The sequence below is a fragment of the Kitasatospora sp. NPDC058032 genome (assembly GCF_042885845.1).
GTDB lineage: Bacteria > Actinomycetota > Actinomycetes > Streptomycetales > Streptomycetaceae > Kitasatospora.
In genome coordinates this window covers 477,069-497,954 of sequence record NZ_JBHVRK010000002.1, presented here as the reverse complement: position 1 = coordinate 497,954, position 20,886 = coordinate 477,069, and the positions used below count along the sequence as shown (strand labels likewise).

The following is a 20,886-nucleotide window of genomic DNA, read 5'->3' as shown; positions in this document are numbered from 1 at the left end:
CGCCGCCCGGTGTACCGCCTTTCGGCGCACGGGCCTTGGCGTCCTCCTCAGCGCAGCAGCGCGACTGCCAGCAGGGCGCCGGTCGCGGCGGTCTCCGCCATCGCGCCGAGCACGTCCCCGGTGATCCCGCCGAACCGCCGCACGCAGCGCCGCAGCAGCAGCCAGGATCCACCGAGGCCAAGAACAACGGCCGTCGGCAGCACGGCAGCTGACCATCCGTCCGTCATGCCGGCGAGAGCGAGCAGGGCCGCCGCCGCGCCCGTCGAGACGACGGCCGCACCCGGCGTCACCGTGCTCGCCACCATCGCGCCCAGCCCGCCCGGCCGGGCCGCCGGCACCGACCGCAGACACCCCCAGGCGAGCGCGCACCGCGCGGCCACCGCCGCCGCGAGCACCGCGAGCGCACCGCGCAGCGGGGAGGCGGCGAACTGCCCGGCCAGCGCCGCGACCTGCGCCAGCAGCACCAGGACGAGGGTGAGCACGCCGAACGGGCCGATGTCCGACTGCTTCATGATCCGCAAGGCGTCCTCGGCGGGCTTCCCGCTGCCCAGGCCGTCCGCGACGTCCGCGAGCCCGTCCAGGTGCAGCCCACGGGTCAGCGCCGCGAGCACCCCGACCGCCGCCACCGCCCCGAGCGGCCCGCCCGCCCGCCAGGCGACCAGGGCCCCCGCACCCGCGGCGAGCGCCCCCAGCACCACCCCGACCACCGGAGCGAGCACCATCGCCCGCCCCCCGGCCTCCCGGTCCCACCGCTCGACCCGCACCCGCAGAACCGACAAGGTCCCGAACGCGAACCGCAACCCGTCCCGCACACCGACCACCCACCGACCACTCGGAACAGCCGAAGGGCCCGGACCCGTCGTCACCGACCGGACCCGGGCCCCCGACCCGTCCTACAGCTTCCCCAGCAGCTCCGTCGCCGTCGGCAGCCGCGCCGGCTCCCTCGGCGCCGCCGACACGAACACCTCCGGCACCTCCTCGGCCAGCGTGTCCGCCGCGGCCTGGAGCAGCGGCAGCGCCATCAGCGCGCCGACCCCCTCGCCCATCGTGATGCCCTGCTCCTGCAGCGGCGTCAGCGTCAGCCGGTCGTAGGCCTTCGCCTGCGCCGGCTCACCGCTGGTCTGCCCGGCCCGCCACCACTCCGGCGCCCGGAACGCGATCCGCTGCGCGACCAGCGCGCACGCCGCCGAGACCACCCCGTCCAGCACCACCGGCAGCTTGCGCACCGCGGCCTGCAGCAGGAATCCGGTGATCGCCGCGAAGTCCGCCCCTCCGGTGGCCCCGAGCAGCGCCAGCTGGTCGCCCAGCACCGGGCGGGCCCGGCGCAGCGAGTCCCGCACGGTCGCGCACTTGACCATCCACACCCGGTCGTCGATGCCCGAGCCGCGCCCGGTGACCGCCGCCGCGTCCGTCCCGCAGAGCGCGCCGACCAGCACCGCCGCCACCGTGGTCGAGCCGACCCCGAGGTCGCCCAGCACCACCAGGTCGGTCCCGGCGTCGGCCTCCTCGTCGGCCACCGCCATGCCGGCCCGGAACGCCCTGGCGGTCTCCTCGGGGCTCAGCGCGTCCTCGACGTCGATCCGCCCGGAGCCGCGCCGCACCCGGTGCTCGGTGACCTCGCCGGGGAAGCCGTCGGCGTCGGCGTCGACCGCGACGTCCACCACCCGCACCCCGGCGCCGAAGCGGCGGGCGAGCAGCGCGACCGGCGCGGTGCCGTCGAGCACGGCGCGCACCCGCGCCGCCGTACCGCCCTGCGCGGGCAGTCGGGACACCCCGAGGCGGGCCACCCCGTGGTCGGCGGCGAACAGCACCACCTTGGGCGCCGACAGCGGCCGTACCGGGGAGCGCCCCTGCACGGACGACAGCCAGGCGCCCAGCTCCTCCAGCCTGCCGAGGCCGTTGCGAGGCCGGTCCAGCTCCTGCCACCGTTCCTCGGCGGCGCGCCGGGCGCTCTCGTCGGGGCGCTCGACGAGCGAGGAGAACGTATCGAGATCCACGGTCGTGTCCATCGTCCGGAAGGCTACACGCCGCCGTCGTTCAGTCGGCGGCGGGCTTGACGGTGAGAACCTGCCCCGCGACCACCAGCAGCACACGCTCGGAGGCGTCGGCGATCGCCATGTTGAGCCGGCCCAGGGTGTCGCGGAACCGGCGGCCGGCGGCGGTGGCCGGGACGACGCCCATGCCGACCTCGTTGCTGACCGCCACCGCCTGCCGCGGGGTACCGGCCCAGGCCCGGGCCAGCGCCGCGCAGCGCCGCTGCACCGCGGCCTCGCCGCCGTCCGCCCAGACCGCGTCGTCCCAGGCGCCGCACTCGTCCATGACGGCGGTGAGCCACAGCGCCAGGCAGTCGACCAGCACCGGTGCCGGGTCGGCGGGGTCGGCCAGGACAGCCTCCAGGTCGCAGGTCTCGGCGGTGCGCCAGCCCGCCGGTCGCCGCTCCCGGTGCAGCGCGACCCGCTGCGCCCACTCGGTGTCGCCGTCCCGGGTACCGCCGGTGGCGACGTACAGCACGTCCTCGTGGTGGGCGAGCAGCTGCTCGGCCCTGGTGGACTTGCCGGACCGGGCGCCGCCGAGCAGCAGGGTGCGGGGGAGTGGGGCGTCGGATGTCATGCACCCCATCCTCGCGCACCGCGCATAGCGAAGATCCGGCCGGGCAACCTGAGGGCTTAGGGTGCGCACACAGCGCATCGCTGATCGTCGGCGGGAGGAGCCGGGCATGGTCTGGACATGGCGGTACGAGAAGGCGGACGGCACCGTGGTGGCCACGGACAGCGGCCAGGCGGAGGAGTTCGCCGGCCAGGGGGACGCGGAGACCTGGATCGGGGAGAACTGGAAGCAGCTGGCCGAGGACGGCGTGGACCGCGCGGTGCTGCTGGACGACGGCCGCGAGGTCTACACGATGGGCCTGCACGAGGACTGAGCCGCCGGAGGTGGCCCCGGAGCCGGCCCGGCTCCGGGGCTACTTCATGCCGACGACGTGCAGCAGCGCGGCGACCTGCCGGTACGGGTCGGTGCGCCCGCCGCGCTCCTCGGCCTCCAGCAGCTGGGCGAGCTGCCGGCCGTCGACCGGCGCCGCGTCGTCGGGGGCGTGGTCGGTGAAGACCCGCACGCCGTACCAGCGCCGCAGCGGCACGGACACCTCGGAGAGGGTGACGGCGAGGTCGGCGATCCGGTCGGCGCGGGCCGCCAGCCCGAGCCGGTTGTAGTACCGGTCGCTCTCGAAGGCCTCCAGGGCGGCCCGCCAGTCGCCGGCGGCCGCGGGCCGCAGGGCGAGCGCGTCGCGGTTGCGCACCACCAGGGAGAGCAGTCCGCCGGGGGCGAGCAGCCGGGCCAGCGAGGCGATCATCGGATCGGGGTCGGGCAGGTACATCAGCACACCGTGGCAGAGCACGACGTCGAAGCTGCGCGCCCCGAACCAGCGCCCGCACTGGTGGCCGTCGCCGATCAGCAGCTGGACCCGCTCCCGCACCGCCTCGGACTCCTCGGCGAGTGCGCCCTGGGCGGCGCCGAGCGCGGCCGGGTCGGAGTCGATGCCGGTGACGTAGTGCCCGGCCCGGGCCAGCCGCAGCGCCTGGGTGCCCTGGCCGCAGCCGATGTCGAGGACGCGCTGCGCGTCGCGGCCGGCCAGCTGCTCGGCGAGCTGCCGGGCGACCATCTCCTGCCGGACGAGGTTGCGCAGCGAGCCGGACCGCCCGGCGGACGGGCCGGCGCCGGCGAAGGAGCCGCTGCGCGAAGGCAGCCGCCGCTCGTACCCGGTCAGCTCGTACCCGCCGCGGTCGTACCCGGCGCGCTCCTGGGCGAACCGGTCGTGGCCGCCGCCGCCCTGGCCGGGGAGCGCGTAGAGGCCGGGCCCGTCCCAGACGGGAGGGGCCCAGCCGGAGTCCACCGGTTCGGCGGTCAGGGCTTCTCCCCGCGCCGCACCTGCGGCTTGGGCAGTCGCAGCCGGCGCATCTGCAGGATGCGCATCAGACCGTAGGCGACCGCGCCACGGGTGTTCTGCCCGGCGAAGCGCTCGGCGAGCTGCTTGCGCAGGCCGAAGCCGAGCCGGACGAAGTCCAGCACCACCAGGACGAAGAAGAGCAGGAACAGCAGCGTGGAGAGCAGCTGGAGGGCCGGCACCTTGACGATGCTGAGCACCAGGATCACGACCGCGGCCGGCAGGAAGAACTCGGCCAGCGACCAGCGGGCGTCCACGTAGTCGCGGGTGAACTTGCGCACCGGGCCCTTGTCACGGGCCGGGAGGTGGCGCTCGTCGCCCTCCAGCAGCGCGGTGCGCTGCTTCTCGCGCTCGGCACGCATCCGCTCGCGGGCCTGGCGGGTGGCCTCCTTGCGGTCCTTGGGCACGTTCACCCTGGTCCGCCGGTTGGCCTCGGCCTCACTGCGCTTGGGCGTGGGGCGGCCCTTCTTCGCCTGCGGGTCGCGGGGCTGGGTCGTCTCGTCCTGCTTCTCCAGCACGGCGGCGGAGGCAGCGGCATCATCTGAACGGCGTCGGAACACACCACCAGCCTACGGGGTGCGGGACGGCTTCCTCCGGTCCCCCGGGAACCAAACGCATATCGATCGCGTCCCGGGCGGCCGGCCTCGGGTTTCCCCGGGGTTCCCCGTAGGGGATCACTCCGCTGACCGGCGGGTGGTACGAGAACGGGATCCACCCCGCGGAGGAGGCTTTACGGGACCGACCTGTAGCACTCTTGTTGCAGGCAGGTGCACTGCGGCGACGGGCTCGCTGCACATACACTCGTCGTGTCTGGTAACGAGATAGAGACCGCAGGCCGGAGAAGGGGGCACCCGAGGCCCATGAGCGACGGAATCATGAAGCGTATGGGGCTGATCTTCCGCTCCAAGGCGAACAAGGCCCTGGACCGGGCGGAAGACCCGCGTGAGACGCTGGATTATTCGTACCAGAAGCAGCTGGAGCTGCTGCAGAAGGTACGTCGTGGCGTCGCGGACGTGGCCACCTCGCGCAAGCGCCTGGAGCTGCAGCTGACCCAGCTGCAGCAGCAGTCGTCGAAGTACGAGGACCAGGGACGCAAGGCGCTCTCGCTCGGCCGGGAGGACCTCGCCCGCGAGGCCCTGACCCGCAAGGCGAGCATGCAGTCCCAGATCAACGACCTGCAGGTGCAGTACCAGCAGCTCCAGGCCGAGGAGGAGAAGCTCACGCTCGCCTCCCAGCGGCTGCAGGCCAAGGTCGACGCCTTCCGCACCAAGAAGGAGACCATCAAGGCCACCTACACCGCGGCCCAGGCGCAGACCCGGATCGCCGAGTCCTTCTCCGGAATCTCGGAGGAGATGGGCGACGTGGGCCTCGCGATCCAGCGGGCCGAGGACAAGACCGCGCAGATGCAGGCCCGGGCCGGCGCGATCGACGAGCTGCTGGCCTCCGGCGCGCTCGACGACGCCAGCGGTCTCGGCCGCAAGGACGACATCGAGGCCGAGCTGGAGCGGGTGGCCGGCGGCTCCGACGTCGAGCTGGAGCTGGCCCGCATGAAGGCCGAGCTGACCGGCGGCTCCCCGGCCTCCGGCCCGCAGGCGATCGAGCAGGGCCGCCCGCAGGACGCCGCGCCGCAGCAGCAGCAGGACACCCCGCGGATCAACTACAACAAGTGACCTGAGCTCCACCGAGGAGCAGCTCCGGGAGACATCCCCAGGAACAGGGAGACGCACGGCATGATCATGAGGGTCATGGGTGAGGGGCAGTTCGAGGTGGGCGAGGCCCACCTCAACCGGCTCAACGAGCTCGACGAGGAGCTCCTCACCGCACTGGATTCGGGGGACGAGGAACACTTCCGCCGGGCGCTCGGTGAGCTGCTGGGCGCCGTGAAGAAGTTCGGCACCCCGCTGCCGGACGACTCGCTGGAGCCGTCCGACCTGATCCTGCCGGACGCCGAGGCCTCCATCGAGGAGGTCCGGGTGCTGCTGCGCGACGAGGGCGACGGTCTCATCCCGGGCGTTCCCGAGTAGCCGCCGTCTCGGCCAGACACAGGGGCGGGCCCCCTCCCACCGGGAGGGGGCCCGCCCTTCGTCCGTGCCGCCCGAGCGGCGGACCGCCCCGCGCTACGGCAGGGCCAGCATCCGGTCCAGCGCCGCCTTGGCGTGCTTCTCGGTCTCCGGGTCGACGGTGATCACGTTCGGCACCCGGCCCTCGACCAGCGACTCCAGTGCCCACACCAGGTGCGGCAGGTCGATCCGGTTCATGGTGGAGCAGAAGCAGACCGCCCGGTCCAGGAAGACGATCTCCTTGTCCGGGTGGGCCTTGGCGAGCCGGCGCACCAGGTTCAGCTCGGTGCCGATGGCCCACTTGGAGCCGGGCTCGGCGGCGTCCAGCGCCTTGATGATGTACTCGGTCGAGCCCACCATGTCCGCGGCCGCGACGACCTCGTGCCGGCACTCCGGGTGCACCAGGACGTTGACACCGGGGATCCGCTCGCGCACGTCGTTCACCGAGTCCAGGGTGAACCGGCCGTGCACCGAGCAGTGGCCGCGCCAGAGGATCATCCTGGCGTCCCGCAGCTGCTCGGCGGTCAGGCCGCCGTTCGGCTTGTGCGGGTTGTAGACGACGCAGTCGTCCAGCGAGAAGCCCATGTCGCGCACCGCGGTGTTGCGGCCGAGGTGCTGGTCGGGCAGGAAGAGCACCTTCTGTCCCTGCTCGAACGCCCACTCCAGGGCCCGCTTGGCGTTGGAGGAGGTGCAGATGGTGCCGCCGTGCCGGCCGGTGAAGGCCTTGATGTCGGCGGAGGAGTTCATGTACGAGACCGGGACGGTGACGTCGGCTATGCCGGCGTCGGTCAGTACGTCCCAGCACTCGGCGACCTGCTCGGCGGTGGCCATGTCGGCCATCGAACAGCCGGCCGCGAGGTCCGGAAGGACGACCCGCTGGTCGTCGCCGGTGAGGATGTCGGCCGACTCGGCCATGAAGTGCACACCGCAGAAGACGATGTACTCGGCCTCCGGGCGGGCCGCCGCGTCGCGGGCGAGCTTGAAGGAGTCGCCGGTGACGTCGGCGAACTCGATCACCTCGTCGCGCTGGTAGTGGTGGCCCAGGATGAAGACGCGGTCGCCGAGCGCGGCCTTGGCCGCCCGGGCGCGCTCGACGAGGTCCGGGTCGGAGGCCGGCGGGAGGTCACCGGGGCACTCGACGCCGCGCTCGCTGTTCGGGTCGGCCTCGCGGCCGAGCAGCAGCAGAGCGAGCGGCGTCGGAGTGGGGTCGACGCCGTAGGTCTCGGTGATGGTGGTGGTCACGGGCGGGCGCCCTTCTGTGCGGCCGATCAAGCGGTGCAGCCTTTTCGTCTATCTGACGCAATCTATGATAACCGGTTAGCGTCAGAGTGACGATGGCCATCCTGTCGATGTGACGAGAACCGCTCGCCGGTTCGGAGCCTTCCCGGGCGCTCGCGGCGTGGCCGAAACGGGATCCCGGCGCGTCCGGGTTTCGCTGGTGGCATGAAGGCAATCGCGATCCACCGCTACGGCGGCCCCGAGGTGGTCGAGTACACCGACCTGCCCGACCCGAAGGTCGGTCCCGACTCGGTCCTGGTGCAGGTCAGGGCGGCCGGGGTGAACCCGGTCGACTGGAAGGTGCGGGAGGGCCGGCTGGACGGCCTGCTCGACGCGCACTTCCCGCTGGTGATGGGCTGGGACGCGGCGGGGGTGGTCCGCGCGGTCGGCGGCGGGGTCACCGAGTTCGCCCCCGGTGACGAGGTCTACGGCTACGTGCGCAAGGACGCCGTCGAGCACGGCACCTACGCCGAGCTGGTCGCCGCGCCGGTCCGCACCCTGGCCCGCAGACCCGCCGCGCTGGACTGGGCGCAGGCCGGCGGGCTGCCGCTGGCCGGGCTGACCGCCCTCCAGGGGCTGCGGGCGGTGTGCGTCGGCGCCGGGGACACCGTCCTGGTGCACGCCGCCGCGGGCGGGGTCGGCCACCTGGCCGTCCAGCTCGCCAGGGCCTTCGGGGCCCGGGTGATCGGGACCGCCGGCGAGCGCAACCACGACTACCTGCGCTCCCTCGGGGCCGAGCCGGTCCGGCACGGTGAAGGCCTGGCCGACCGGGTCCGGGCGCTCGCCCCGGAGGGCGTGGACGCCGCGCTGGACCTGGTCGGCGGCGAGGCCGTCGAGGTCTCGGCCGCCCTGGTCGCCGACCCGGCCCGGATCGCCTCGGTCGCCGACTTCGGGGTCAGGGCACGCGGCGGCCGGTACGTCTGGGTCCGTCCGGACGCCGCCGGGCTGGCCGAGCTGGCCGCGCTCGCCGACGAGGGACAGCTGACCGTGACCGTCGCCTCCACCTTCCCGCTCGCCCAGGCCGCCTCGGCCCAGGCGCTCAGCGCGGAGGGCCGCACCCGGGGCAAGATCGTCCTGCTCGTGGACTGACGCCTCCGGGGGCGCGCGGACACCTCCGCGTCATCCGTCAGCGGTGGACTCACTCCTGACATCAGCCAGAATGGTTGCCGAACCGTTTCGGCGGGCCGCCGTCGCCCCGCCGCCGTTCCCGACGCCGCACGACCCGTGGAGCCCCGCACCGATGAGCAGCAGCCGAGCGCACGAGCTGGTCGGGGCCTCCCTGGACGAGACCGACCGCCTCCTCCTCGCCCGGCTGGCCGGGGACGGCCGCGCCTCCTACGCGGAGATCGGCCTCCAGGTGAACCTCTCCGCCACCGCCGTCCGCCGCCGCATCGACCGGCTGCGGGCGCGCGGGGTGGTCCGCGGCTTCACCGTGGTGCTCGACCCCTCGGTGCTCGGCTGGCAGACCGAGGCCTTCGTCGAGGTCTACTGCCGCGAGCGGACCGCCCCCGAGGAGATCCTCGCCAGCCTGCGCCAGTTCCCCGAGGTGATCGCCGCCTGGACGGTCACCGGCGACCCGGACGCGCTGGTCCACCTGCGGGCCGCCGACATGCGGCACCTGGAGGCGGTCATCGAGCGGATCCGCCGAGAGCCGGGCGTCCAGCGCAGCCGCTCCTCCGTCGTCCTCTCCCAGCTCATCGGCTGATCGGCCGGCCGCGTCCCGGGTCGGCGCAGGAATCCTGCGCGCAGCCCGTCGAAGACGCCCGAAAGCTGCCCGACCGGCCGCGTTCCGACGCGCGGACCGGGCCCGTCGCTGCCTACGCTGATCATGTCCGGCCGTGCGGTGCCAACCCCCGCGCCGCCGGACCCCCGACACCCCACAGCCGAGAGGGACACCCGTGTCCGCAGCCCCCGACCGCATGCACCGGCCCGACAGCGACCTGGTCGACCTGGTTTTCGACTACATGCGCGAGCGGCTGCAGTACGACCCCGTCCCGCTCGACCACCCCGGTGACGGCGAGCACCTGCGCACCCAGCTGTCCGGCCTGCTCAACCAGGACGGCAACAACCCGGCCGACGTGCTCAAGCTCTACGACCACGAGCTCTCCCGCGCGGTGATCTCCGCCGACAGCCCGCGCTACCTGTCCTTCATCCCGTGCGCCCCCACCAAGGCCGCGCTGCTCTTCGACATGGTCGTCTCCTGCGCCTCGCTCCAGGGCATCTCCTGGCTGGAGGCGGCGGGCGCGATCGCCGCCGAGAACCAGGTGCTCCGCCTGATAGCGGACCGCGCGGGCCTGCCGGAGTCGGCCGGCGGCACCTTCGTCTCCGGCGGCTCGGCCGGCAACCTCTCCGCGCTGGTGGTCGCCCGCGACACCGCCCGCCGCCGCCTGGGCGTCGGCCCGGAGGCCCGGCTGCGGATCGCCGTCGCCGACCAGGTGCACTCCTCGGTCAAGAACACCTTCAACATCATCGGCGTCGAGGCGTTCAAGGTGCCGACCGTGAACCGCCGCTTCACCGGCGAGGCGCTGCGCGCCGCGCTGGCCGCCGACCCGAACCCGGAGACGGTGATCGGCGTCGTCGGCACCGCCGGCACCACCAACGAGGGCATCGTCGACGACCTCCGGGGCCTGGGCGAGGTCGCCCGCGAGCGCGGGCTCTGGTTCCACGTGGACGGCGCCTACGGCGGCGCGGGCCTGTTCGCCCCCTCCGTCCGGGAGCGCTACAACGGCATCGAGCTCGCCGACTCCTTCGTCGTCGACCCGCACAAGTGGCTCTTCGCGCCGTTCGACTGCGCCGCGCTGGTCTACCGCAACCCCCAGCTCGCCCGCGCCGTGCACACCCAGGACGCCTCCTACCTGGACGTCCTGCACACCGAGGGCGACGAGTGGAACCCCACCGACTACGCCTACCACCTGACCCGGCGCGCCCGCGGCCTGCCGCTCTGGTTCTCGCTCGCCGTGCACGGCGTCCAGGCCTACACCGACGCCATCGAGGCCGGCCTCACGCTCGCCCGGGAGACCGCGCAGCTGATCCGCGACACCGACCACCTGGAGCTGCTGTTCGACCCGCAGCTCTCCGCGGTCTGCTTCAAGCGCACGGGCTGGACCAACGACGACTACTACCGCTGGTCGCAGCAGCTGCTCGCGGACCAGATCGGCTTCGTCACCCCCACCGGCTGGGACGGCGAGACCGTCGCCCGCTTCGCCTTCCTGCACCCCGGCACCACCATGGAGATGGTCAGGGAGATCCTCGACACCATGGTGTGACGCACACCCGACGCGCCCGTGCGCGCACGGACGGACCCCCGCCCGGCCCCGGCCCGGCGGGGGTCCGTCCGTTCCGGCCGCAGCTCCTACAGCAGCCCGCCGTTCGGCACGTACGGCGTCGGCGGGCGCATTCCGCGCAGGCCCACGAAGCCGCGGGTCTCCACCGTCAGGCCCACTTCGAGACCGACGTCCAGGGCCCACTCCTGCTCCGCGGTCAGCGCCTCCACCAGGGCCTCCGCCCCCTCCGGCACCCGGGCCAGCGCCTCGCGCAGCAGCCGGGTGGCGATGCGCTTGGAGGTGGCCGCCAGCAGCTTCACCTCGCCGCCGTCGCGGTAGCAGTAGCCGCTGCCCGCCAGCGCGTCCGCGATCAGCAGCTCCTCGCTGTGGGCGAGCAGCAGCTCGTGGTCCGGGCCGTGCGCGGAGCCGCGCAGCCGGCGGTCCACCGAGTCCAGCAGATGCCGGTGGGTCGCGTTCCCCGGGTGCACCGGGATGTCCCCGGGATCGACCAGCCCGGACCGGTCCACCCGCCCGGTCAGCCGCATCGCCGGGTACAGCGTGAAGCCGGCCAGCCGGTAGCGGCGCACGGCGGCGGGCGACGGCGAGGCGCACAGCATCCCGCGCAGACAGCCGCGCCCGTACGCGAGGGCCCGCTCCAGCAGCAGCCGGCCCACCCCCTTGCCCTGGACCCGGGGCAGCACCACCAGCAGCGCCAGCACCCAGACGCCCTCGCGGCGCAGCGAGAGCACCGCGCCGACCGGCTCGCCGTCGAGTTCGGCGAGCCAGCAGCCCTGCGGATCGGTGCGCGCCAGGTGTCTCGTCCGGGCCAGCTGGTAGACGGCCGGCCGGGGCGGCTCGGTGGCGGGCGGGGCGTCGGGGAGGGAGGCGAACGCTGCACGGGCGACGTACTGGACCACCTCCGCGTCGGCGGCGGTGTCCTGGACCGGGCGCAGGATCATGCCCACCATCCTGGCCGTCCGGGCGCCGCCGCGTGGCCCGTTCACCCGGATCGGCCCCATCGGGCGGTGACCGGGGTCCGCCGGTGTGCGAGCATGGGGAGCGTATGGGGAGCGGGTGCACGCCCGGCCCACGGAATCACGCCGCCACGAATCCTCCGAAAACACCGCCGTCCGGGAAATGAATCCGGGCGACCGTCGGTTGGCACTGGCGGCAGACCGTCGTCAAGACCGGGAGAAAGCAGATGACCGTCCAGGACGAGACCACTGTCGAAAGTGGCATCCTCCTCACCGATGCCGCCGCGGGCAAGGTCAAGGCCCTGCTGGAGCAGGAAGGCCGGGAGGACCTCGCGCTGCGGGTCGCCGTCCAGCCCGGTGGCTGCTCCGGCCTGCGTTACCAGCTGTTCTTCGACGAGCGCTCGCTCGACGGCGATGTGGTCAAGGACTTCAACGGCGTCAAGGTCGTCACCGACCGCATGAGCGCCCCGTACCTGGGCGGCGCCACGGTGGACTTCGTGGACACCATCGAGAAGCAGGGCTTCACGATCGACAACCCGAACGCCACCGGCTCCTGCGCCTGCGGCGACTCGTTCAGCTAACGGCCTGACGCGAAGGCGGCCCCGGATCCCCGGGGCCGCCTTCGTCGTGTCCGGACACCGGCCGTGCCGGTCGTTCCGGTCACACCGGCTGTGCCGACCGCACCGGTCACACCGTCACGGGTTGCCCGGGATGTCCGGGACCACCGGGTCGGGGCCGATCTTCGGGTCCGCCTCCAGCGGCACCTCCTGCCCGGTCGCCAGATCGGTCACCGTCCGGCCCCGCAGCGGCTCCTTCAGGTCGGCCGTCACCGTCTGCCGCTGGGCCACCGCGATGCAGTCCTGCCCGGCGGGCACCGGCGCCGCCGTGGTCACCCGGATGTCCACCCGGCCCGGCTTGGACTCGTCCGCCTTGAGCGCGTACCTCTGGCAGACCCCGCCGTAGAACCAGACCGTCAGACGGTTGCCGTCCGACCGGTAGGTGATCGCGGGGTGCACCTGCGAGCCGGTCCCGGAGCCGTTCGGCGCCGGTTCGCCCACCGCGATGCCGTTGCCGCCCGAACCCGGGGGAGTGGGCGCCGGGGTCGGGGTCAGCGCCGGGCCCGGGCTGGCCGGCCGCGGGTCCGGGGCGGTGGCCGAGGGGTCGGACGGCGGCGTGGTGACCGGAGCCGGCGTGGCCGCGGCGCCGTCGGTGGCCGGGCCGGGAGAGGCGGACGCGCTCGCCGCCGCCGGCTCCGCGGTGGCGGACGTCGCCCCCGAACCCGCCTTCGCCGCGCCGCCGCATCCGGCCAGGACGGTGGCCGCCGCCAGCGCCAGGCCCGCCAGTGCCGTCGCGCGCACCCGGCCGGAACGCCGGGGCATGGTCTCCAGATCCATCTGCACATCCTCCCGAGGGTTCAGCGGTACGCCGTGCCGGCCGCACCGCGCGGATGTGACGTGCCCCGGGCGATTCCGGTTCCCGTCCCGCTTCCCCGGGACCGGACGCCCCGGCTCAGGGTCCGTACTCGGGCATCCCCGCGACCAGCCGCTGAGCCCCGGCGGGGACCCGGAAGCCGGAGCCGGCCGGCGCGCTGTCCTGCCGGCCGGTCGCCAGCAGCGGCCAGAACCGCCGCAGCCGGCGCGAGGAGTCCACCAGCGCGTCCAGCGACTCGCCGTCCGCGTCGCCGCGCAGGGCGGGCGGAACCCGCAGCGGGTGGTGACTGGGCATCATCGGCCATCACTCCGATCCACCGGTGCCGTGGCAGCGTCGCCACGGGCCTGGGCAGGGCCGAAACGGCCCCTCCCTGCCGACCCTAGGCCGGTCGGACCGGAGCCCACCAGAGCTACCGCGGGGTAGTACACCTTCGGGGACGGCGAGTGACAGCGGACGGGGGACCGGTACCCGCTGTCTTGCCGGTGCCCCGCCCCCGCCGGGTACCGTGGGTGGGTTGCACCGCCGTTCCACCCCGCTGTCCCGTGGCCCTGCCGCCATCCTGAGGAGACCTCGTGCGTATCGCCGTCGCCGGCTCGATCGCGACCGACCATCTGATGACCTTCCCCGGCCGGTTCGCCGACCAGCTGGTCGCCGAGCAGCTGCACACCGTGTCGCTGTCCTTCCTGGTCGACACCCTGGACATCCGCCGCGGCGGCGTCGCGCCGAACATCGCCTTCGGCATGGGCGTCCTGGGCCTGCGCCCGGTCCTGGTCGGCGCGGCCGGCGCGGACTTCGCGGAGTACCGCAGCTGGCTGGAGCGCAACAACGTGGACTGCCGCGCCGTCCACATCTCCGAGACCCGCCACACCGCGCGCTTCATGTGCACCACGGACGAGGACCACAACCAGATCGCCTCGTTCTACACCGGTGCCATGGCCGAGGCCCGCAACATCGAGCTCAAGCCGATCGCCGACCGCATCGGCGGCCTCGACCTGGTGCTGATCGGCGCCGACGACCCGCAGGCGATGGTCCGCCACACCCAGGAGTGCCGCACCCGCGGCTACGCCTTCGCCGCCGACCCGTCCCAGCAGCTGGCCCGCCTCGACGGCCACGACATCCGCCAGATCGTCGACGGCGCCGCGTACCTCTTCACCAACGAGTACGAGGCCGCGCTGATCGAGTCCAAGACCGGCTGGGACTCCGAGGAGATCCTCACCCGGGTCGGCACCCGGATCACCACCCTGGGCAGCAAGGGCGTCCGGATCGACCGCAAGGGCGAGGCCCCGGTGGTGGTCGGCTGTGCCCCCGAGACCGCCAAGGTGGACCCGACCGGTGTCGGTGACGCCTTCCGCGCCGGCTTCCTGGCCGGCCTCTCCTGGGACCTGGAGCTGGAGCGCTCCGCCCAGATCGGCTGCATGCTCGCCACCCTGGTGATCGAGACCGTCGGCACCCAGGAGTACGAGCTGCGCCCGCACGACTTCCTGCAGCGCTTCACCGCCGCCTACGGCGACGAGGCCGGCGCCGAGGTCCGCGCGCACCTGGTCAACTGACCCGCCGCACCAGATAGGCCGACCCCCGGTCGCCGCCGTACTCGGCGGCCGGGGCCTCGCCCAGGTACTCCTGGCCGCGCATCCCGCACCAGGCGGGGACGTCCAGCCGGGCCGCCTCGTCGTCGGCCAGCACCGCGACCGTCCCGCCCACCGGCACCTCGCTGATCCGGTTCGCCAGCTCGATCACCGGCAGCGGACACCGCTTGCCCAGCGCGTCGAGCACCAGCAGCCGCCCGGTGATTCGCCCGCTCGCCTCCGGGCGCTCCGACCCGGTGCCGACGCTCCTCGCTCCGGCACTCCCTCCTTCGTCGGTCGCTTGTCGCTCCTCGCCTTCGGCACCGGCGCGCCCTTCGGCTCGGGGCGGGAGGACCTCCCCGGCGGCCGAGGGCGGTGCCAGGTCCAGCCCCAGCGGCGCGCGGACGCCCGCCACCACCTCCGGCAGGACGGCCAGGAACCGCTCGACGTCCGCCTCGGCGGCGCCGAACGGCAGCGAGACCCGGACGTTGCCCTCGGTGAGCACGCCCATCGCCGCCAGCACATGGCTCGGGGTCAGCGTGGAGGAGGTGCACGAGGAACCGGAGGAGACGGCGAACCCGGCCCGGTCCAGCTCGCCCAGCAGCACCTCGCCGTCCACGTACAGGCAGGAGAAGGTGACGAGGTGCGGCAGCCGCCGCACCGGGTCGCCGACCACCTCGACCTCGGGGACCAGCCGCGGCACCCGGGCCCGGATCCGCTCGACCAGCTCGTGCAGCCGGGCGTTCTCCCGCTCCGCCTCGGCCCGCACCGCGCGCAGCGAGGCCGCCGCCGCGACGATCGCCGGCACGTTGACGAACCCCGGCACCCGGCCGCCCTCGCGCTCGTCGGCGGGCAGCGGCGAGGCGTACCGCACGCCCTTGCGCACCGCCAGCACCCCGACCCCGGCCGGGCCGCCCCACTTGTGCGCGCTGGCGGCCAGCAGCGACCAGCCGGCCGGCACGTCCACCCGCCCGGCGCTCTGCGCCGCGTCCACCAGCAGCGGCACCTCCCCGCAGCGCGCGGCCGTCTCGGCGACCGGCTGCACCGTGCCCACCTCGTGGTTGGCGGACTGCAGCACGGCGAGCGCGGTGTCCGGCCGCAGGGAGGCCGCGAACTCCGCCGGGTCGACCCGGCCCTGCCGGTCCACCGGCACCACGGTGACCTCGCCGCCCGCCGTCTGTCCCCCAGCCTCCGGCCGGGGGGACCCCCATCGCTCCGCGGTGTGCAGCACGCTGGAGTGCTCGACGGCGGAGTGCACCAGGTGCCGGCCGCGCCGCCGGTTGCCGTGCAGTGCGCCCAGCACGCCGAGCTGGACGGCCTGGGTGCCGCTGGCGGTGAAGGAGATCTCGTCGGCCCGGCAGCCGAGCACCTCGGCCACGGTCTCCCGGGCCGCGTCCAGCAGCATCCGGGCCTGTCGCCCGGAGCGGTAGAGCCGGGCCGGGTCGGCCCACCCCTCGTCGAGGGCGGCGGTCAGCGCCTGCCGGGCGACGGGGTGGAGCGGTGCGGTGGAGGCCACATCGAAGTACACGGTCACATTTAACGACACTCCCGGGTGCATTCCGGCCTCCGGCGGCGGCTCACCGATCGTCAGTCGATCACCCCGAATGTCCGTATCGTCCGCGTCCGACGGGGCGTCACTCGTGTTGTCCGAGGTCATCCCCCGATCGGGCGTACGGACCCCGAATGCCTAGGATGACCTGCGGCGCAGCCCCTGCCGGGCCTGATCGGGTGCTCGGGCGGCGCGTTACCGGGACCTGCCCGTCAGCAGCGCATAAGGCTGGAGTAGGGTTTGGCCCGCATAAGCATTCAAACCGTGCCCGTGGACGGGTCGCCGAGGAGGGGAAACCTCCCCGGGGCGACGCGAAGGCGGGCGAGACTTCGGGAAGGCGCTACGTGAGTCCCAACGGCTCCGACCGCTCGCCGCGGCGCACGATGCGGCGGAAGCTGCCTCAGGCGCTGGCACTGGGCCTCGTCATCGCGACCGCCACCGGCTGCTCGGCCAACGACCTCCCCAGGCTTGGCCTCCCGAGCCCCGTCACCAAGGAAGGGCCGATGGTCCTCCACATGTGGCAGGGCTCCTGGATCGCGGCGCTGGTGGTCGGCGTACTGATGTGGGGTCTGATCATCTGGAGCGTGATCTTCCACCGGCGCAGCCGCACCGGCGTGCAGGTCCCCCCGCAGACCCGGTACAACGTGCCCATCGAGGCGCTCTACACCGCGGTCCCGATCATCATCGTGTCGGTCCTCTTCTACTTCGTCGCCCGCGACGAGTCGAAGCTGACCGCCGTCTCCGAGAAGCCGCAGCACACCGTCAACGTGGTGGGTTTCCAGTGGAGCTGGGCGTTCAACTACGAGAACACCGAGAACCCGGACCCGGCCAACGAGCAGGCCGCGTACGAGGTGGGTACCCCCGGCCAGCCGCCGACGCTGTACCTGCCGGTCGACGAGACGGTGCAGTTCCGCCTCACCTCTCGTGACGTGATCCACGACTTCTGGCCCATCAACTTCATGATGAAGATGGACGTCGTGCCGGGCGTGGTCAACAAGTTCGAGGTCACCCCGACCGTCAAGGGTGAGTACATGGGCAAGTGCGCCGAGCTCTGCGGCGTCGACCACTCGCGCATGCTGTTCAACGTGAAGGTCGTCGACCGTGCCGAGTACGACCAGCACCTGAAGGACCTGCGGGCCAAGGGTCAGACCGGCGCGGTGCCCTCCGGCATCACGACCATGGGAAGTGAAGAGAAGTGACCATCCTCAACGAGCCCGCCGCGGCCGGCGGGGGCGCCGGGGCCGTCACGGTCGGGGCGCAGCGGACCCGGAAGCCGGGTTCCACCATCATCAAGTGGCTCACCACCACTGACCACAAGACGATCGGCACCCTGTACCTGGGGACGTCGTTCGCCTTCTTCCTGATCGGCGGCATCCTCGCGCTGGTCATGCGTGCCGAGCTGGCTCGTCCCGGGACCCAGATCCTGTCGAACGAGCAGTTCAACCAGGCGTTCACGATGCACGGCACGGTCATGCTGCTGATGTTCGCGACGCCGCTGTTCGCCGGTTTCGCGAACTGGATCATGCCGCTGCAGATCGGCGCGCCGGACGTCGCGTTCCCGCGTCTGAACATGTTCGCCTACTGGCTGTACCTGTTCGGCTCGCTGATCGCCGTCGCCGGCTTCCTCACCCCGCAGGGTGCCGCCGACTTCGGCTGGTTCGCCTACGCGCCGCTGTCGGACGCGGTCCGCTCGCCGGGCATCGGCGCCGACATGTGGATCATGGGTCTGGCCTTCTCCGGCTTCGGCACCATCCTCGGTGCGGTCAACTTCATCACCACGATCATCTGCATGCGGGCCCCCGGCCTGACGATGTTCCGGATGTCGATCTTCACCTGGAACGTCCTGCTGACCGCGGTGCTGATCCTGCTGGCCTTCCCGGTGCTGGCCGCCGCGCTGTTCGCCCTGGAGGCGGACCGCAAGTTCGGGGCACACGTCTTCGATCCGGCCAACGGTGGTGCGCTGCTCTGGCAGCACCTGTTCTGGTTCTTCGGCCATCCCGAGGTGTACATCATCGCGCTGCCGTTCTTCGGCATCGTGTCGGAGATCATCCCGGTCTTCAGCCGCAAGCCGATGTTCGGCTACTCCGGCCTGATCGCGGCCACCATCGCGATCGCCGGTCTGTCGGTGACGGTGTGGGCCCACCACATGTACGTCACCGGCCAGGTGCTGCTGCCGTTCTTCTCCTTCATGACGTTCCTCATCGCCGTCCCGACCGGTGTGAAGTTCTTCAACTGGGTCGGCACCATGTGGAAGGGCTCGCTCAGCTTCGAGACCCCGATGCTGTGGACCGTCGGCTTCCTGGTCACCTTCCTCTTCGGTGGTCTGACCGGTGTGCTGCTGGCCTCCCCGCCGATCGACTTCCACGTCTCGGACTCGTACTTCGTCGTCGCCCACTTCCACTACGTGGTCTTCGGCACCGTCGTCTTCGCGATGTTCGCCGGCTTCCACTTCTGGTGGCCGAAGATGACCGGCAAGATGCTGGACGAGCGCCTCGGCAAGATCACCTTCTGGACGCTGTTCTTCGGCTTCCACACCACCTTCCTGGTGCAGCACTGGCTCGGCGCGGAGGGCATGCCCCGCCGCTACGCCGACTACCTGGCCGCCGACGGGTTCACCACCCTGAACACCGTCTCGACCATCGGCTCGTTCCTGCTCGGTCTGTCGATCCTGCCGTTCCTCTACAACGTCTGGAAGACCGCCAAGTACGGCGAGAAGATCGAGGTCGACGACCCGTGGGGCTACGGCCGCTCGCTGGAGTGGGCGACCTCCTGCCCGCCGCCGCGGCACAACTTCCTCACCCTGCCCCGGATCCGCTCCGAATCCCCGGCCTTCGACCTCCACTACCCGGAGATCGCCGCGCTGGACTACCTGGAGAACCACGGCGAGCCGGCCAAGCACCTCGCCGGTGTGACCCCGGCGAAGTACGACGCGCCGCAGCTGGGCAAGGGCAAGAAGGAGGGTGACGTCTGATGAAGGAACAGGGCAAGATCTTCCTGGGCCTGTCGGTCTTCGTGCTGGCCATGGCGATCACCTACGGCCTGTGGACCAACAGCTCCGACCACGGCATCGAGGCGGCCGGCACCACCGCGCTGTTCCTCGCCTTCGGTCTGTGCGCCTTCATCGGCTACTACCTCGCCTTCACCGCCCGCCGGGTGGACAGCGGCGCGGGTGACAACCCCGAGGCCGAGGTCGCGGACGACTCCGGCGAGCTGGGCTTCTTCGCCCCGCACAGCTGGCAGCCGCTCTCGCTCGCGATCGGCGGCGCGCTCGCCTTCCTCGGTGTGATCTTCGGCTGGTGGCTGATGTTCTGGTCGCTCCCGATCATCCTGATCGGCCTGTTCGGCTGGGTCTTCGAGTTCTACCGGGGCGAGAACCAGAACCAGTAGGCACTGGCTCCCTCGCACAGGGCCGGGCATCCCGCACGGGATGCCCGGCCCTGTTGCGTCCCCGGAGTGACGGCCTCACCCTGCCGGCCCAACGGCGCCCCGTTCGGATGTCGCTCCGCCGGAGGCGGTTCCTACGATCTGACCAATCGTGCGAAACCCCGGGAGGCGGTCATGGCCGACAGACGCGCAGTCGCGGGTCTCGGTGGCATCACCCTGGCCCTCGCCGTGCTGGTCCCGCTGGCGGGCTGCACCGCCGGCGGCGGCGAGGACGTCGCCGAGGCGGTCCGCAAGGTCGACGCCGCCGCGCTGGTGCACCTGTCCGCCACCGACCGGGCGGACCCCTCCCAGCCGGTCACGGTGACCGCCGAGGCGGGCAGCCGGCTGACCGACGTCACCGTGGTCGGCCCGGACGGGCGGACGGTCGCCGGGCGGCTCTCGGACGACCAGCGCAGCTGGCAGACCACCGGCCGGCTCAAGGCCGGCACCTCCTACAGCGTGCGGATCGCCGCCGACGACGGCCGCGGTGGCCGCGGCGAGACCACCGCCGGCTTCTCCACCCTGGCCGCCCAGCACCTGCTGACCGCCAAGCTCGGCCCGGACTCCTCCGGCAGCGGCGTCTACGGCGTGGGCCAGCCGCTCACCGTCCAGCTCTCCGAGGCCGTCAAGGACCCGCAGGCCCGCCAGGAGGTGGAGCGCGCGCTGACGGTGACCTCGCAGCCCGCCGTCACCGGCGGCTGGTACTGGGTGGACGACAAGAACCTGCACTTCCGCCCCGAGGAGTACTGGCCGACCGGCACCACCGTCAGCCTGGCCTTCGAGGCCACCGGCAGCCGGATCTCCGACGGCCTGTACGGCGGCGACCGTGCCGCCCTGGCGCTGCGGATCGGCGAGCGGGTCGAGACCGTGGTCGACGCCGCGGCGCACGAACTGACCCTCAAGCGGGACGGCCGGCCGGTGCGGACGATTCCGGTCACCACCGGCAAGCCCGGCTTCGACACCCGCAACGGCGTCAAGGTGGTGCTCGGCCAGGAGCGCAAGGTCCGGATGAGCGGCGAGACCATCGGCATAGCGGCCGGCAGCCAGGAGTCCTACGACCTCGACGTCGAGTGGGCCACCCGGGTCACCTGGAGCGGCGAGTACGTGCACGCCGCGCCCTGGTCGGTGGGCTCCCAGGGGGTGGACAACGTCAGCCACGGCTGTACCGGGATGAGCACCGAGAACGCCCACTGGTTCTACCAGAACACCAGGGTGGGGGACCTGGTGACGGTGGTGAACAGCGCGGGCAAGTCCATGGAGCCGTTCGGCAACGGCTTCGGCGACTGGAACATCGCCTGGACCGACTGGGTCAAGCACAGCGCCTTCGGCGGACCCGTCAGCACCACCGCCCCGGTCACCCGGGCGCCCGCCACCGGGATGATCGCCCCGCAGCTCTGAGCGGCCCG

22 protein-coding genes are annotated in these 20,886 nt (G+C 72.8%); 12 read left to right on the top strand and 10 right to left on the bottom strand.

Annotation, left to right across the window (positions count from 1 at the left end; genetic code table 11):
• Positions 1-47 precede the first annotated feature (47 nt).
• The 3 genes from ACFVUH_RS05185 to cobU form a co-directional block, all read right to left on the bottom strand.
• Positions 48-821, bottom strand: coding sequence for an adenosylcobinamide-GDP ribazoletransferase (locus ACFVUH_RS05185; RefSeq protein WP_387911272.1), 774 nt, complete (start codon positions 819-821; stop codon positions 48-50).
• 72 nt (positions 822-893) lie between these two features.
• Positions 894-2,009, bottom strand: coding sequence for a nicotinate-nucleotide--dimethylbenzimidazole phosphoribosyltransferase (locus tag ACFVUH_RS05180; protein WP_387911271.1), 1,116 nt, complete (start codon positions 2,007-2,009; stop codon positions 894-896).
• A 28-nt stretch (positions 2,010-2,037) separates the two neighbouring features.
• Complete coding sequence (cobU, locus tag ACFVUH_RS05175) at positions 2,038-2,610, bottom strand: bifunctional adenosylcobinamide kinase/adenosylcobinamide-phosphate guanylyltransferase (protein WP_387911270.1); 573 nt, start codon at positions 2,608-2,610, stop codon at positions 2,038-2,040.
• 106 nt (positions 2,611-2,716) lie between these two features.
• Between cobU and ACFVUH_RS05170 the strand changes: the two genes are divergently transcribed.
• Positions 2,717-2,920 (top strand): hypothetical protein, encoded by a 204-nt coding sequence (locus tag ACFVUH_RS05170; protein WP_387911269.1) that lies wholly within the window; start codon positions 2,717-2,719, stop codon positions 2,918-2,920.
• Positions 2,921-2,959: 39 nt separating this feature from the next.
• On the opposite strand, the gene ACFVUH_RS05165 is transcribed toward ACFVUH_RS05170, so the two are convergent.
• Both ACFVUH_RS05165 and ACFVUH_RS05160 read right to left on the bottom strand, forming a co-directional pair.
• Entirely contained in the window at positions 2,960-3,655 is a 696-nt protein-coding gene (locus tag ACFVUH_RS05165) for a methyltransferase domain-containing protein (protein ID WP_355362115.1), read from the bottom strand.
• A 242-nt stretch (positions 3,656-3,897) separates the two neighbouring features.
• Positions 3,898-4,497 carry a DUF3043 domain-containing protein gene (locus ACFVUH_RS05160; protein ID WP_355361831.1) on the bottom strand — a complete coding sequence of 200 codons (600 nt, stop codon included), beginning with the start codon at positions 4,495-4,497 and terminating at the stop codon, positions 3,898-3,900.
• 300 nt (positions 4,498-4,797) lie between these two features.
• On the opposite strand from ACFVUH_RS05160, the gene ACFVUH_RS05155 reads away from it, so the two are divergent.
• Positions 4,798-5,607, top strand: a complete 810-nt coding sequence (locus ACFVUH_RS05155) for a PspA/IM30 family protein (protein ID WP_387911267.1) — start codon at positions 4,798-4,800, stop codon at positions 5,605-5,607.
• Between the two features lie 60 nt (positions 5,608-5,667).
• Positions 5,668-5,961 (top strand): hypothetical protein, encoded by a 294-nt coding sequence (locus ACFVUH_RS05150; RefSeq protein WP_387911265.1) that lies wholly within the window; start codon positions 5,668-5,670, stop codon positions 5,959-5,961.
• 93 nt (positions 5,962-6,054) lie between these two features.
• Here ACFVUH_RS05150 and nadA read toward each other — a convergent pair whose 3' ends face one another.
• Positions 6,055-7,239 carry a quinolinate synthase NadA gene (gene nadA / locus ACFVUH_RS05145; protein WP_387911263.1) on the bottom strand — a complete coding sequence of 395 codons (1,185 nt, stop codon included), beginning with the start codon at positions 7,237-7,239 and terminating at the stop codon, positions 6,055-6,057.
• Between the two features lie 201 nt (positions 7,240-7,440).
• Between nadA and ACFVUH_RS05140 the strand changes: the two genes are divergently transcribed.
• The 3 genes from ACFVUH_RS05140 (at position 7,441) to ACFVUH_RS05130 (ending at position 10,541) form a co-directional block, all read left to right on the top strand.
• Positions 7,441-8,364, top strand: coding sequence for an NADP-dependent oxidoreductase (locus ACFVUH_RS05140; protein WP_387911261.1), 924 nt, complete (start codon positions 7,441-7,443; stop codon positions 8,362-8,364).
• A gap of 151 nt (positions 8,365-8,515) precedes the next feature.
• Positions 8,516-8,980, top strand: a complete 465-nt coding sequence (locus tag ACFVUH_RS05135; RefSeq protein ID WP_355361823.1) for an Lrp/AsnC family transcriptional regulator — start codon at positions 8,516-8,518, stop codon at positions 8,978-8,980.
• Positions 8,981-9,173: 193 nt separating this feature from the next.
• Positions 9,174-10,541 carry a pyridoxal-dependent decarboxylase gene (locus tag ACFVUH_RS05130; RefSeq protein WP_355361821.1) on the top strand — a complete coding sequence of 456 codons (1,368 nt, stop codon included), beginning with the start codon at positions 9,174-9,176 and terminating at the stop codon, positions 10,539-10,541.
• An 86-nt stretch (positions 10,542-10,627) separates the two neighbouring features.
• Here the strand turns inward: ACFVUH_RS05130 and ACFVUH_RS05125 are convergent, their stop codons facing one another.
• The gene (locus ACFVUH_RS05125; RefSeq protein ID WP_387911259.1) at positions 10,628-11,497 is read right to left on the bottom strand and encodes a GNAT family N-acetyltransferase; all 870 of its coding nucleotides are present in this window, start codon (positions 11,495-11,497) and stop codon (positions 10,628-10,630) included.
• A gap of 242 nt (positions 11,498-11,739) precedes the next feature.
• On the opposite strand from ACFVUH_RS05125, the gene erpA reads away from it, so the two are divergent.
• Positions 11,740-12,093: an iron-sulfur cluster insertion protein ErpA gene (gene erpA / locus ACFVUH_RS05120; protein WP_355361817.1), complete on the top strand. Its 354-nt coding sequence runs from the start codon at positions 11,740-11,742 to the stop codon at positions 12,091-12,093.
• Between the two features lie 114 nt (positions 12,094-12,207).
• Here the strand turns inward: erpA and ACFVUH_RS05115 are convergent, their stop codons facing one another.
• Complete coding sequence (locus ACFVUH_RS05115; RefSeq protein WP_355361815.1) at positions 12,208-12,906, bottom strand: hypothetical protein; 699 nt, start codon at positions 12,904-12,906, stop codon at positions 12,208-12,210.
• A 115-nt stretch (positions 12,907-13,021) separates the two neighbouring features.
• Complete coding sequence (locus tag ACFVUH_RS05110; RefSeq protein ID WP_355361813.1) at positions 13,022-13,240, bottom strand: hypothetical protein; 219 nt, start codon at positions 13,238-13,240, stop codon at positions 13,022-13,024.
• A gap of 275 nt (positions 13,241-13,515) precedes the next feature.
• On the opposite strand from ACFVUH_RS05110, the gene ACFVUH_RS05105 reads away from it, so the two are divergent.
• Entirely contained in the window at positions 13,516-14,493 is a 978-nt protein-coding gene (locus ACFVUH_RS05105) for a carbohydrate kinase family protein (protein ID WP_355361811.1), read from the top strand.
• Here ACFVUH_RS05105 and ACFVUH_RS05100 read toward each other — a convergent pair.
• Positions 14,486-16,066, bottom strand: a complete 1,581-nt coding sequence (locus tag ACFVUH_RS05100; protein ID WP_387911256.1) for a cysteine desulfurase/sulfurtransferase TusA family protein — start codon at positions 16,064-16,066, stop codon at positions 14,486-14,488. The two genes, ACFVUH_RS05105 and ACFVUH_RS05100, sit on opposite strands and share 8 nt — an antisense overlap.
• Before the next feature lie 335 nt (positions 16,067-16,401).
• On the opposite strand from ACFVUH_RS05100, the gene coxB reads away from it, so the two are divergent.
• From coxB to ACFVUH_RS05080, 4 genes are all read left to right on the top strand, one after another.
• A complete protein-coding gene (gene coxB, locus ACFVUH_RS05095; protein ID WP_355361807.1) occupies positions 16,402-17,256 on the top strand; it encodes a cytochrome c oxidase subunit II in 855 nt (284 codons plus the stop codon).
• A complete protein-coding gene (gene ctaD / locus ACFVUH_RS05090) occupies positions 17,253-19,028 on the top strand; it encodes a cytochrome c oxidase subunit I (protein WP_380687175.1) in 1,776 nt (591 codons plus the stop codon). Before coxB ends, ctaD begins: the two co-directional genes overlap by 4 nt.
• On the top strand, positions 19,028-19,444 hold the full coding sequence (locus ACFVUH_RS05085; protein WP_350549522.1) for a cytochrome c oxidase subunit 4: 417 nt from the start codon (positions 19,028-19,030) through the stop codon (positions 19,442-19,444). Before ctaD ends, ACFVUH_RS05085 begins: the two co-directional genes overlap by 1 nt.
• A gap of 171 nt (positions 19,445-19,615) precedes the next feature.
• Entirely contained in the window at positions 19,616-20,878 is a 1,263-nt protein-coding gene (locus tag ACFVUH_RS05080) for an Ig-like domain-containing protein (protein ID WP_387911255.1), read from the top strand.
• Positions 20,879-20,886 lie beyond the last annotated feature (8 nt).